Annotated in this window: 9 protein-coding genes; 5 read left to right on the top strand and 4 right to left on the bottom strand. The window is 66.8% G+C overall.

The annotated features are described in order from the left end of the window. Positions 1 to 10 precede the first annotated feature (10 nt). Entirely contained in the window at positions 11 to 1009 is a 999-nt protein-coding gene (cra, locus tag H1D44_RS05725; RefSeq protein ID WP_181513876.1) for a catabolite repressor/activator, read from the bottom strand. A 208-nt stretch (positions 1010 to 1217) separates the two neighbouring features. Here cra and ptsP point away from each other — a divergent pair, with 208 nt between their 5' ends. The 4 genes from ptsP to H1D44_RS05705 all read left to right on the top strand — a co-directional run bounded on the left by ptsP (position 1218) and on the right by H1D44_RS05705 (position 8735). Then, a complete protein-coding gene (ptsP, locus tag H1D44_RS05720; protein WP_181513875.1) occupies positions 1218 to 4106 on the top strand; it encodes a phosphoenolpyruvate--protein phosphotransferase in 2889 nt (962 codons plus the stop codon). After that, positions 4106 to 5080 carry a 1-phosphofructokinase gene (gene pfkB / locus H1D44_RS05715; RefSeq protein WP_181513874.1) on the top strand — a complete coding sequence of 325 codons (975 nt, stop codon included), beginning with the start codon at positions 4106 to 4108 and terminating at the stop codon, positions 5078 to 5080. The genes ptsP and pfkB overlap by 1 nt, the downstream gene beginning before the upstream one ends. Further along, positions 5077 to 6819 carry a PTS fructose-like transporter subunit IIB gene (locus tag H1D44_RS05710; RefSeq protein WP_181513873.1) on the top strand — a complete coding sequence of 581 codons (1743 nt, stop codon included), beginning with the start codon at positions 5077 to 5079 and terminating at the stop codon, positions 6817 to 6819. The genes pfkB and H1D44_RS05710 overlap by 4 nt, the downstream gene beginning before the upstream one ends. A 221-nt stretch (positions 6820 to 7040) precedes the next feature. Further along, the gene (locus H1D44_RS05705; protein WP_181513872.1) at positions 7041 to 8735 is read left to right on the top strand and encodes a methyl-accepting chemotaxis protein; all 1695 of its coding nucleotides are present in this window, start codon (positions 7041 to 7043) and stop codon (positions 8733 to 8735) included. 88 nt (positions 8736 to 8823) lie between these two features. On the opposite strand, the gene H1D44_RS05700 is transcribed toward H1D44_RS05705, so the two are convergent. From H1D44_RS05700 to zwf, 3 genes are read right to left on the bottom strand one after another with little or no spacing between them, the layout of a single operon-like run. Then, positions 8824 to 9486, bottom strand: a complete 663-nt coding sequence (locus H1D44_RS05700; protein ID WP_181513871.1) for a bifunctional 4-hydroxy-2-oxoglutarate aldolase/2-dehydro-3-deoxy-phosphogluconate aldolase — start codon at positions 9484 to 9486, stop codon at positions 8824 to 8826. Between the two features lie 15 nt (positions 9487 to 9501). Then, positions 9502 to 10179 (bottom strand): 6-phosphogluconolactonase, encoded by a 678-nt coding sequence (pgl, locus tag H1D44_RS05695; RefSeq protein WP_181513870.1) that lies wholly within the window; start codon positions 10177 to 10179, stop codon positions 9502 to 9504. A 1-nt stretch (position 10180) separates the two neighbouring features. Next, positions 10181 to 11689, bottom strand: a complete 1509-nt coding sequence (zwf, locus tag H1D44_RS05690) for a glucose-6-phosphate dehydrogenase (protein ID WP_181513869.1) — start codon at positions 11687 to 11689, stop codon at positions 10181 to 10183. 193 nt (positions 11690 to 11882) lie between these two features. Between zwf and H1D44_RS05685 the strand changes: the two genes are divergently transcribed. After that, a complete protein-coding gene (locus H1D44_RS05685; protein WP_181513868.1) occupies positions 11883 to 12746 on the top strand; it encodes a MurR/RpiR family transcriptional regulator in 864 nt (287 codons plus the stop codon). Positions 12747 to 12758: the final 12 nt, after the last annotated feature.

The following is a 12758-nucleotide window of genomic DNA, read 5'->3' as shown; positions in this document are numbered from 1 at the left end:
CCCGGCCGTGTCATAGCGGTACTCGCGCCGGCAGGCGCCAGCGCAGCGTTCGCGCCACCACCTGCTGCCCCGGGCGATAATCGCCTCGGGCGGCAGCCAGCGCGGCGGCCAGGGCGGCGTCGGCGATACGTTCGTGATCCTGCACTGCCGAATTGACCGGTAACGGCAGGAAGTCGAGCAGGCGATTGTCGCCGAAGGTAGCCAGACGCAGCGTCTGCGGCAGCCCACCCTGCTCCAGCAGCACGTCGAAGACCCCGTCGAGCAGCGTATAGGACGCCGTGACCAGGGCATCGGGCAAACCGTGCTCGGCAAGCAGCTCGCGCATCAGACGCGCGCCCTCGTCCCGCTCGTAGCTCTCGGCCCCGTACATGAGCACCGTTGCGTCGCTGCCGGCCAGAGCCTGCCGGAACCCGCCGCGCCGCTCGTGGCTGATGGAGAGCCCCGGCACGGCATCCAGCCAGGCCACGCTTTTCACCCCTTCGCCCAGCACCGAGCGCGTCAGCCGCTCGGCGGCTTCTCTGTCGTTGCTCACCACGCAGGCGAAATGCCGGGGATCGAAGCCGCGGTCCACGGCGATCACCGGCAGACCATCGGCCATCAGTTCGGTATAGAAGGGGTCGTCCAGGGGCAGGCAGCTGGCGGTGATCAACACCTCGCAGCGCTGGGCACGCAGGGCCAGGGCCAGCTCACGCTCGCTCTCCGGCCGGTCGTCGGAGCCGACGATCAGCAGCTGGTAGCCCTGCTCCCGCGCGCCACGCTCGAGCCGCTTCGCCAGCCGCGCATAGCTGGCGTTCTCCAGGTCCGGCACGATCAACCCGAGGATACGGCTTGAGCCCCGCCGCAGCGCGGCGGCCTGGGCATCCACCCGGTAGCGGTGCTGGCGCACCACCGCCATGACCTTGTCGACGGTTTCCTGGCTGATGCGCCGCTCGGCGGCCTGGCCATTGATCACGTAACTGGCCGTGGTACGCGAGACACCGGCCAGGCGTGCGATTTCAGCAAGTGTCATCGCTTCTCCCCGTTAGCGGCCTGTCATTCTACGCCAGCACCTGGACGCCCTACCCCCTGCCAAAGTCTAAGATTCCGAACTTGCGAAAGCAGATGAATCGATCCAGCATGAAGAATAGACAAGGTGACACGATTCAGCAAAATCGTAATCGACAAACCGGGACTTGATCCAGCGGTTCGATTGGGTCACCGCCAACAGGAGATTGCCCATGCTCACGCTACGCCCCGAGGACATCCTCCTCGACTGCCGGGCGCCTGACTGGCGCGATGCGCTGGAGCAGGCCGCCGAATCGCTGCATCGGGCAGGACTGACCGCACCCGCCTACCGCGACGGCCTGTTCCAGCGCGAGACCCAGTCCTCCACCTATCTCGGCAACGCCATTGCCATCCCCCACGGTACGCCGGAGAGCCGCGAGCACGTGCTCGCCACCGGCGTACGCGTGCTGCAGTTTCCCGCTGGGGTCGAGTGGCACGACGGCCAGCGCATCCACGTGCTGGTCGCCATTGCCGCCCAGAGCGACGAACACCTGGACATCCTGCGCCAGCTCACCCACGTACTCGACGACGACAGCGTCGGCGAGAGGCTGGCCGGTGCCGGTTCGGCGGCGACCGTGGCCGCCCTGCTGTCGAAGGCGCAGGTGGAAGCGCGTCTCGACGCCGACACCCTGTGCCTTGGCTTTCCTGCCCGCGACGCGCGCGAACTGGCCCTGGCCGGCGCCGCCCGGCTGCGTCAGCTCGGCTGCGTGGGTGGCGACTTCATGGCCGACGTGGCCGAGCGACCCCTGGCATCGCTGGGCCAAGGGCTGTGGCTGACTCACGGCGAGCGCAGCGTTGCAGTGCCGGCATTGGCCCTGGCCACGCCGGATGAGCGCCTGGAGAGCGGCGGCGAAGCGGTAAAGGGGGTGTTCTGCCTGGCCGCCCAGGGGGACGCCCACCGCGGCCTGCTGGAGCGCGTTCTGACCCTGCTCGACAGCGGTGCTGCCGCCGAGCTACCCAGCACCGATGCCGCCACCGTGCTGGCACGCCTGGCCGGCGAATCCGCCGCGGCCCATACCCGGCTGGCACGGGTGCTGAACGCCCATGGGCTGCATGCCCGCCCAGCCAAACAGCTGGTGCAGGTGGCCCGGGAACAGGGCCTGCCGATTCAGGTACGACTGGCCGAAGGCGGTGGCGCTACGGTATCCGCTTCCAGCTTGACCAAGGTGATCAACCTCGGTGCCCGCCGCGGCCAGCAACTGGTCTTCTCCGCCGAAGGCGAGGAAGCCCAGCAGGCCCTCGAGGCCGTGTGCCGAGCCGTGGCGGACGGCCTGGGCGAGCACGTGCTGCCCTTCGACGAGAGCCGTGAGCGCAGCATGCCGCAGGCGGATGCCGCCCCCATCCAGCCGCTGCCCGACGACGAGCCTCACCCGGGGGTGGCAGCCTCGCCGGGGCTGGCCATCGCGCCGGTCTTCGTGCTGCAGACCCCGCGCTTCGACTATCCCGAGCGCGCCGCCGATGCCGCCGAGCAGCAGCGGCGCCTGCGTCAGGCCCTCGTCGAAGGAGCGGCCCAGCTCGAGGCACTGGTGCAGCAGGCCCGCGGCGGCGAAGTGGCGCAGATTCTCTCCATGCACGAGGAGATGCTCACCGACCCCGAGCTGTTCGAGGCCGCCCGCGAAGGCATTCAGGAGGGTCGCTCGGCCGAGGCCGCCTGGTGGGAAGCCATCGAGACCGCCGCCCATGCCCAGGAGATGCTCGCCGACCGCCTGCTGGCCGAGCGCGCCGCCGATCTGCGCGACGTCGGCCGCCGCGTGCTCGGCGTGCTGTGCGAGGTAACGCTGCCCAAGCCGCCGGAGACGCCCTACATCCTGGTGACCGACGACATCGGCCCTTCCGACGTGGCGCGGCTCGACACCCAGCGGGTGCGCGGTCTGCTCACCGCCCGCGGCGGCGCCACCGCACACAGCGCGATTCTCGCCCGCGCCCTGGGCATCCCCGCCGTGGTGGGTGCCGGCGAACGGGTACTGACGCTGGCAGGCGGCCAGGAGCTGATTCTCGATGGCGAACGCGGCCGGGTGATCCCGACACCCTCCGCCGAGCGCCGCGCCAGCGCCGAGCAGCGTCTGGCTGAACGCGAGCAGCGCGAGGCCGAGGCTTGGCAGGCGCGCTTCGAGGCGGCCCAAACCCGTGACGGACATCGCGTGGAGGTGGCCGCCAACCTGGGCAACACTACCCACGCCGCCAATGCCGTGGAGCGCGGCGCCGAGGGCATCGGCCTGCTGCGCACCGAGTTCCTGTTCATGGCCCACGCCCGGGAGCCGGATCTCGCCACGCAGATCGAGGAGTACCGCGAGGCCCTGGATGCCCTGGACGGCCGCCCGCTGGTGGCCCGCACCCTCGACGTGGGCGGCGACAAGCCGCTGCCCTACTGGCCGGTGCCCAAGGAGGACAACCCCTTCCTCGGGCTGCGCGGCATCCGCCTCAGCCTGACCCGCCCCGAGGTGCTGGAGACCCAGCTGCGGGCGCTGCTGATGGCAGCTGCCCCCGCCAGCGAGGCGGCGGACAAGCCGCGGCCGCTGCGCATCATGCTGCCGATGGTCAAGGACGTGGGCGAATTTCGCGCCGCACGCGCCATCTTCGCGCGCCTGCTCGACGAGATTCCCGCCGCCGAGCGCGCCACCGACGTGCAGCTGGGGGTGATGATCGAGGTGCCGTCGGCGGCCCTGCTGGCTCCCGTCCTGGCCGCCGAGGTCGACTTCTTCTCGGTGGGCACCAACGACCTGACCCAGTACACCCTGGCCATCGACCGCGACCACCCCGAGCTCTCGGCCCATGCCGACGGCCTGCACCCGGCGGTGCTGCGTCTGATCGAGATGACCGTGGCGGCGGCCCATGCCCACGGCAAGTGGGTCGGGGTATGCGGCGAACTGGCCAGTGACACCCTGGCGGTGCCGGTCCTGGTCGGACTCGGCGTCGATGAGCTCTCGGTGAGCGCGCGCCAGGTACCGTTGGTCAAGGCCAGGCTGCGCGAGTTCGATCTGGCCGAGGCCCGCACCCAGGCCCAGCTGGCCTTGGCCCAGGCCACCAGCGAGGCGGTACGCGACGCTCTGGAGGTGCGCTGATGGCCCGCCTGCTCACCCTCACCCTGAATCCGGCGCTGGACCTCTCCGTGAGCCTGGAGCGGCTGGAGCCGGGCACGGTCAACCGCACCCATGAGACCCACCTGACGGCGGCCGGCAAGGGCGTCAACGTGGCCCGGGTGCTGGCCGAGCTGGGTCACGACGTGACGGTGTCGGGCTTTCTCGGCGCCGACAACGACGGCCCCTTCCTGCGCGCCTTCGAAGCCATGGGCGTGGAAGACGCCTTCCTGCGCGTGCCCGGCGAGACCCGCATCAATGCCAAGCTCGCCGAGGCCGACGGCCGCATCACCGACATCAACGGCCCCGGCGCGGCCATCGACGAGCCAGCCTGGCAGCGCTTGCTCGACGGCCTCGACACCCGTATCGGCGACCCGCGGCGACGCCCCGACGCCGTGGTCATTGCCGGCAGCCTGCCGCCCGGCGTGACACCGGCCAGCCTGGCTGAACTGGTCACCCGGCTGCGTGAGGCAGACCTGCCGGTGTGGGTCGATACCAGTGGCGCCGCCCTGGATCAAGCCATCGCGGTTCGCCCCACCGCGGTCAAGCCCAACGAGCACGAGCTGGCCGCCTGGGCTGGCAATGCCCTCGACACGGCAGAAGCACGCCTGGCCGCGGCGCTGCGGCTGTACGCCGCCGGCGTCGAGGAGGCCGTGGTCTCCGCCGGGGCTGCCGGGGTGCTGTGGGTCAGCCGTCGTGGCGCCTGGCAGGCCATGCCGCCCCGGGTCAGCGTCGCCAGCACCGTAGGCGCCGGCGATACCCTGCTTGCCGCTCTGCTGCACGGGGCGGTGTGCGGCCATCCGCCCGACCAGGCCCTGCGCCTGGCCACCGCCCTCTCCGCTGAATCGGTTCGTCACCTGGGTGTGGGCAACCTCCACGCCGATGACTTCCCGCAACTCCAACAACAGACCCGCGTGCGTCGCCTCAACGACGTAGACGCAGGGGGAGCCCTCGCATGAACGTGATCATCGTCACCGCCTGCCCCAGCGGCATGGCCACCACTTTCCTTGCCGCTCGTCGCCTGGAGCAGGCTGCCCGCCGGCTGGGTTGGCAAGCCAGCGTCGAGATGCACAGCCAGCTCGAAGCCGTCGAGCCCGCCTCGGCCGATGCCATTGCCGCAGCCGAACTGGTCGTGGTCGCCGCCGACCAGATTCCTGCCGCCGAGCGCTTTGCCGGTAAGCAACTGTTCCATGCCGCCATCAGCGAGGCGCTGCCCGACCCCGAGGCGTTCCTGCAGCGTGCCCGGCACGAGGCCGAAGGCTTCACTCCGCCCACCCAGAGCGCGGTAGGCACCCAGCATCAAGCACTCGGCGGCAGCAAAATCGTCGCCGTGACCGCCTGCCCCACCGGCGTGGCCCATACCTTCATGGCCGCCGAGGCGCTGAGCGAGGCGGGCAAGAGCCTGGGCCATGCGATTCGCGTCGAGACACAGGGCTCGGTCGGCGCGCAAAACCAGCTCACCGATGAGGAGATCGCCGCGGCGGACGTAGTAATTCTCGCCTGCGACATCGAGGTCGACCCGACCCGCTTTGCCAGCAAGCGCATCTACCGCACCTCGACCGGCAACGCGCTGAAGAAGCCGCGCCCCACCATCGAGGCGGCCCTCGATCAGGCCGAGGTGGAAGATAGCGGCACCGCTAGCCGCAGCGATGCGAACCGCAGCATCAAGGAGAAGGGGGTCTACAAGCATCTGCTCACCGGGGTCTCGTTCATGCTGCCCATGGTGGTAGCCGGCGGCCTGCTGATCGCGCTCTCCTTCGTCTTCGGTATCGAGGCCTTCGAGCAGGAGGGCACCCTGGCCGCGGCGCTAATGCAAATCGGCGGCGGTACCGCCTTCGCGCTGATGATCCCGGTACTGGCAGGCTACATCGCCTACTCCATCGCCAACCGCCCGGGCATCGCCCCAGGCATGATCGGCGGCATGTTGGCGGCCGAGATCGAGGCCGGCTTTCTCGGCGGCATCCTTGCTGGCTTTCTGGCCGGCTACGTGGCCCTGGCGGTGGCACGCCACGTCAAGCTGCCGGCCAGCGTCGAGTCGCTCAAGCCGATTCTCATCATCCCGCTGATCTCGAGCCTGGTCACCGGCCTGACCATGATCTATGTGATCGGCGAGCCGGTGGCAGCCATCATGGCCGGCCTGACCGGTTTCCTGGCCGGCATGGACGCCACCAACGCGGTGCTGCTGGGCATCCTGCTCGGCGCCATGATGTGCTTCGACCTGGGCGGGCCGGTGAACAAGGCCGCCTACACCTTCGGCGTCGGTCTGCTGGCCTCCCAAACCTACGCGCCGATGGCGGCGATCATGGCCGCCGGGATGGTACCGGCTATCGGCATGGGCATCAGTAGTTTCGTGGCCCGCCACAAGTTCTCCGAGCCGGAGCGGGAGGCGGGCAAGGCGTCGTTCGTGCTGGGGCTGTGTTTCATCAGCGAAGGCGCCATCCCCTTCGCCGCCAAGGATCCGCTGCGGGTGATCCCGGCCTGCATCGTCGGCGGCGCGGTGACCGGTGCCCTCTCCATGTGGGTCGGCGCCCAGCTGATGGCGCCCCACGGCGGCATCTTCGTGCTGATGATCCCGCATGCCATCACCCCGGTACTGCTCTACCTGGCCGCCATCGTGGTCGGCTCACTGATCACCGGCCTGGGCTACGCCGCGATCAAGCGTGGAGCAGCGCCGGTTGCCGTTGCTGCGACGCCCTGAGCAAGGGCGCTCGGCTCACTTCGCTCTCGCCTGGCGGTGTGTCACGCCAGGCGCTTCCCCCCCGCCTCACCTCCACCTGTCGTTCTTTCGCACCGAAGTCTGAGAGGAACGCCTCTGTACCTCGCCGAGACAAAACCTATACAAATATTATTCATGTATTGTATAAATGCGCTCAGGAGCTGAACAAGACAAGGAATAATCTCTCTGCCGTGAGCTAGCGCATGCGCCACAATGGACCGGTAACGCAAAAAGAGTACGTGCTTCGCGATGACGACGTACTCATCTCCAAGACCGACACCCGCAGCCATATTATCTACGCGAACCAACGTTTCATCGACGTGAGCGGCTATGCCTATGAGGAGCTGAACGGCTCCCCACACAATATCGTGCGCCACCCCGACATGCCCGAGAGCGTCTTCGCCGACATGTGGCAAGATCTGCAAGCAGGAAAATTCTGGTCCGGCCTGGTCAAGAATCGGCGCAAGAACGGCGATCACTATTGGGTGCGGGCCAATGTGGTTCCCATCCGGGAAAACGGCAAGCTGAAGGGCTTCGCCTCCATCAGAGTCAAGCCAAGTGCCGAGGAAACCGCCCACGCCGAGGCGGTCTACCGTGACATCCGGGAAGAGAGGGGACGCTATACCGTCAACCATGGCCGCCCCTACCGGCGCGGTGCCCTGCATTCATTCAAGCGCTTCGAGTGGCGCAGCCTGAAAACCCGCAGCTTCTTCGCCAGCCTAGCGATCGCCGCACTGCCGACCGCTTTGGGAGTCAGCGCATGGAGTGCGCTAGACGCTTCTTCGTCGTTGCTCGATGAAGGGCTGCTAATCGCTGGGGTTGGCGGCGGCTTCCTCATGGGGTGGATAAACTGGCGAGCCAATGCCAGGCTGCACCGCTCGCTGCACCAGGCACACGACTTTTCCCTGCAGCTCGCTGCCGGCAATCTCAGGGCCAGCCTGCCCGCCCACGGCAAGGATGAGCTAGGGCGCATGCTCGGAGCCATGGCCTTCATGCGCCAGTCACTGGCTGCACTGATCGGCGATCTGGAGCGCCGCATCGGCGTGGTCGAGCCTTCCGTCACAGATCTTGTACATAACAACCACGCGATGGCCAGCCGCCTCGAGCAACAGGCCTCCGCGGTCCAGCAAACTGCGGCCAGCGCCGAGCAGATCACCGTTACTGTCGGCCAAAGCGCAGAGAACGCCAGCCAGGCCGGCAAGGCCACACTGGGCAACGTCGAGGCCGTCGATCACGCCGCCCAGGTAATGCAGGCATTGGCGCAATCCATGCAGGAAATCACGCGCCAGGCAGACAACATGGCCGGCATCGTCGACACCATCGACAGCATTGCCTTTCAAACCAACATCCTGGCACTCAACGCCTCGGTAGAAGCGGCACGCGCCGGTGAGCATGGCCGAGGCTTCGCTGTCGTTGCCCAGGAAGTCCGCAAGTTGGCAAGCGAATCGGCTGGCGCCGCCCACCGGGTTCAATCTCTGATCGGTACGGCGCGCAAGGAGATCGAAGCCGGTCGTTCACGGGCCGGCGAAGCAGAGACGGCGATGGCCCGCATCAAGTTGGCGAGCCATCGGGTCAACGGCCTGATGCAGGAGATCAGCGCCGCCGCAGCGGAGCAGAGCCAGGGCATCGAACAGATCAGCCAGGCCATCGGAGAGATCGATCGGGCAACCCAGTCGAGCGCCGGCAGCATGCAGCGCTACCAGGCGGCGACGACCTCGCTCGATCAGGAAGTGCAGGCCCTGGCCCACAGCGCGAGGGCATTCAGCGACAGCGACACTCGCCCCGCCGCCAGCAGCGCCGCACGACCGGCGACACCCGCCGTGTCCCATGGGAGTGAGAGACTCATCCGTGAAGCGGTCCGGGGCAAGCAAGCCACGCAGGAGTGGGAAGCCTTCTAGGGCACCATGAAAAAAGCCCGGCCAGAGGGCCGGGCGAATGACAGCAACTGGCTGCCGAGAGAGCACAACGAGAGCCGGGGATAGGAGCTCAGTGGTGAAAGCGTTCGGCAGCTTCGCGAGCGAGCTGGCGAATACCGGTCCAGTCTTCCGCATCGACCAGGGACTTGGGCGTCAGCCACGAGCCGCCCACGCACATTACGTTCTTCAGCGCCAGGTAGTCCTCGGCGTTGTCGAGGTTGATACCACCGGTGGGACAGAACCGCGCCTCGGGGATCGGCCCGGCAAAGGCCTTCAATGCCTTGACGCCACCGCTGGCCTCGGCGGGGAAGAACTTGAAGCGGCGGTAGCCGTACTGCCAGCCGGTCATCAATTCGGAGACCGTGGCCACACCGGGCAGCATCGGCACCGGGCTGGTCACGCCGTAGCGATAGAGTGCTTCGGTAGTGCCAGGAGTGACCACGAAATCAGCGCCCACCTGCTCGCTCTGGCGGTACTGGGCCGGCGTGAGCACGGTACCCACGCCGATGCTGGCCTGGGGCAGCGCTTGCTTGAGGCGCTTTACCGCTTCCAGGGCGCAGTCGGTGCGCAGGGTCACTTCCAGCACGGTGAGCCCGCCTTCGACCAGGGCACGGCCCAGCGGCACGGCGTCCTCGATGCGCTCGATGGCCAGCACCGGAATGACTTCTGCCTTGAGGCAGATGCTGTCGAGCTCGGTCGTGCGCGTGGACGGCAGCTGTTTATCGATGGTCATGAGCAAGACTCCTGTTCAGGGGGCCCAGTAGACGGCCAGAGGGCAGGATAGAAAGGCCCGGATCGGCAGCTCGCGCGAGTCGTCGCCGGACATGGCCCGGGCGAGAACGCTGCGCTTGTCGTCACCGGTGATATGCAGCACATGACGCCGCGCCTGATGCAACCGATCGGCGCTCAGGGTAATCCTTGCCTGGGGCTGGCTGGGAGTACGGACAGCCAACACCGGTGCATCGGTGGTCAGGCCCAGCTCCAGTTCACGGTTGTCAGGGAACAGCGATGCGGTATGACCGTCGCCTCCCATGCCCAGCACCACCATGCAAGCCGGCCACGGCAGCGCTTCGATGCGCCGTGTCACGGCCTCGACGCCCTGCTCCGGGGTCTCGTCATCGGTGGTGAGGGAGACGAAGTTAGCGACTTCAGCCTCGCCCTGCAACAGGTGGCACCGCACCAGCCGGGCGTTGCTCGCTTCGCTCGACTCACTCACCCAGCGCTCGTCGGCCAGGGTCACGTCGACCCGCTCCCAGGGCAGCGCCTGCCGGGACAGGGCCTCGAAGAAGGGCACCGGCGTCGAGCCGCCGGAGAGTACCAGCAGGGCTCGCTCCTGCCGCGCCAGGTCCTGGCGCAGCGCCTCACCAGTGGCTTCGGCAAGCTGCTCGGCAAGCTGTATACGCGGCTTGGCGTTCAGGTTCGTCATCTCAGTAGTCCTCATACCAGCTGCGGCCATCCTGGGTGATCATGGCGATGGAAGCCACCGGCCCCCAGGAGCCGGCCGGATAGCGCCGCGGCGGCTCGCCCATCTCCTTCCAGGCCGCCACCAGGCTGTCACACCAGTGCCAGGCATGCTCCACCTCGTCACGCCGCACGAACAGGTACTGCCGCCCCTTCATGACTTCCAGCAGCAGTCGCTCGTAGGCATCGGGAATGCGCGCCTGGGGGAAGGCGCTGCCGAAGTCCAGGTGCAGCGGGCCGCGGCGCAGGCGCATGCCTCGATCCAGGCCACTGTCCTTGGTCAACACTTCCAGCGCGATACCCTCGTCAGGCTGCAGGCGAATGATCAGCTTGTTTGCCGCCAGGCTGCGCTGGTCGGGGTCGAAGATATAGTGGGCCTGCTGGCGGAAGTGGATCACGATCTGCGACAGCTTCTCCGGCATGCGCTTTCCCGTGCGCAGGTAGAACGGCACGCCGGCCCAGCGCCAGTTGGAGACGCCTGTCTTCATGGCGACGAAGGTTTCGGTCTCACTATCGCGGTTGGCGCCCTCCTCTTCGAGATAGCCGGGCACAGCCTTGCCATTGATGGTCCCGGCGATGTACTGGCCACGCACCACATCGCGGTTGAGCCGAGCCTCGCTGAATGGCTGCAATGCCTTGAGCACCTTGACTTTCTCGTCGCGAATAGCGTCGGCATCCAGGTTCGCCGGAGGATCCATGGCAATCAGGCAGACCAGCTGCAGCAGGTGGTTTTGCACCATGTCGCGCAGTTGGCCGGCACGATCGAAGTAGCCCCAGCGCCCCTCGATCCCGACCTGTTCGGCCACGGTGATCTCCACGTGGGAAATATGATTCTGGTTCCACTGGGTACCAAAGAGGGGGTTGGCGAAGCGCAACGCAATGAGGTTCTGCACCGTCTCCTTGCCCAGATAGTGGTCGATGCGATAGACCCGGGACTCGGGAAACACCTCGCCGATGGCGTCGTTGATCACGCAGGAGGACTCATAGTCATAGCCGATCGGCTTTTCGACCACCACGCGGGAGAGTTCATCCAGGCACTCGCCAGCCTGCAGGTGGCGGCAAATGTCCCCATAGAGGCTCGCCGGTACGGCCAGATAGACGACCAAGGGGCAGACCACGGTGTCATGGCGTACGGCCTGACGCCACTCGGTGATCGCACGGTAGCCTTCGGCGGCAGCGAAGTCGAGCTGACGGTAGTCGAGACGCGCTGTGAAGCGCTTGATGGTATCGCGATCCAGCTCGTCAGGCTTGACGTAGGTCTGCAGCGCCTCAGCCACGCGACGACGAAAGGCATCGGGCTTGAGCTCCTGGCGAGCGAGGCCCAGGATGCGCGTGTCGTCGTGCAGCAGCCCCTCGCGATCGAGATGATAGAGCGCCGGATAGAGCTTGCGCTGCGACAGGTCGCCCAAGGCCCCAAAAAGCGCGAGATCGATGATCGGCTGACCATCACCCTCTGGCCGCGTACTTGCGTTCATGCTCGCCCCCGTCTAGTTAACTTACACAAAAATAAGCAAAGGAAGGCAGTTTTTCAAGCTGATATTTTGTAATATTACATTGATCAAGCATTCCACTGCGCTCTGGTTCGCACAGCGAGTGGCGCCGCGATAGGATATCCGACATTCATGTTGTTATATCACTACATAATCAGCTCAGAGAGTCATACCCGCCATGGCCCATCACGATCTGCTGCAGCGAATTCGTCAACGCCTCGACGAGCTCAACCGCTCGGAGCGTAAGGTAGCAGATGTCATTCTGGCCGATCCGGCCCGCGCCACCGGCTTGAGCATTGCCAGCCTGGCCCAGGCGGCCTCGGTCAGCGAGCCAACGGTGAACCGTTTTTGTCGCAGCTTCAACGCCAAGGGCTATCCCGACTTCAAGATCAAGCTAGCCCAGAGCCTGGCGGGGGGCACACCCTACGTCAGCCAGTCGGTGGAGCCAGGCGATACGGCGAAGGAATATACCGGCAAGATCTTCGGCGCCACCATCGCCGCCCTCGACGAAGCCAGCCGCACGCTGGACCCGGCCCGCATCGAGCGGGTGGTGGATTACCTGATCCAGGCCAAGCAGATCCACTTCTTCGGCCTAGGCGCCTCCGGCGCGGTGGCCCAGGATGCCCAGCACAAGTTCTTCCGCTTCAACCTGCCGGTCACGGCCTATGTCGATGTTCTGATGCAGCGCATGGTGGCATCGGCCTGTCATACCGGTGACGTCGTGGTGGTCATCTCCTGGACCGGACGCACCCGCGAGCTGGTCGAGATCGCTCGCCTGGCCCGAGAGAGCAACGCCGTGGTACTGGGCATCACCGCCCCCGCATCGCCGCTGGCGGAAGAGTGCACCGAAACCCTCGAGGTCGCCACGCCGGAGGATACCGATGTCTACATGCCGATGACCTCGCGCATGATCCAGCTGACGCTGATCGACGTGCTGGCCACCGGCGTCACCCTGCGTCGCGGCGAGGATTTCCTTCCCCACCTGAAGAAGATCAAGGACAGCCTGCAGGAAACCCGCTACCCGGCCACGCGCCAGGATTGAGTACGCTGACGA

This window comes from Billgrantia kenyensis, assembly GCF_013697085.1.
Lineage (GTDB): Bacteria > Pseudomonadota > Gammaproteobacteria > Pseudomonadales > Halomonadaceae > Halomonas > Halomonas kenyensis.
Note: the sequence above shows the minus strand (reverse complement) of the source record. Positions and strands in the feature narration are given on the sequence as shown.